This is a genomic window from Pseudoalteromonas sp. GABNS16E (assembly GCF_028598715.1).
Taxonomy (GTDB): Bacteria; Pseudomonadota; Gammaproteobacteria; order Enterobacterales; family Alteromonadaceae; genus Pseudoalteromonas; species Pseudoalteromonas atlantica.
Genome location: NZ_JAQREZ010000226.1, coordinates 1 through 252, shown reverse-complemented (window position 1 = coordinate 252; position 252 = coordinate 1). Strand labels below are relative to the sequence as shown.

Here is a 252-nt window from a genome sequence, read left to right as displayed (position 1 = left end):
CCAGACAGTTTTCTCACCAGTATTGCCTGTGTTGTTCGTTTTGTCTGAAGTGACAGGACAATACGCCTGATATCCTGCCATCCCGTTTCGATGACCCCCGTCCTGATGGGTTTCTTCAGCGCAAGTAGGGGTTTTGTGCCCATCCCCTCGAAATGAACCTTAAGCCTATTTTATAACCAACACAGAGGGCGTTCAAAATTCTGTGTCAGCTTAAATTTTTAAATGTCGAGTACGCTATCTAAACGTCCTTCA

1 pseudogene is annotated in these 252 nt (G+C 45.2%); it reads right to left on the bottom strand.

The window, feature by feature from the left end:
- Positions 1-125: pseudogene (locus PSI06_RS21850) on the bottom strand (Tn3 family transposase); the annotation flags it as partial.
- Positions 126-252 lie beyond the last annotated feature (127 nt).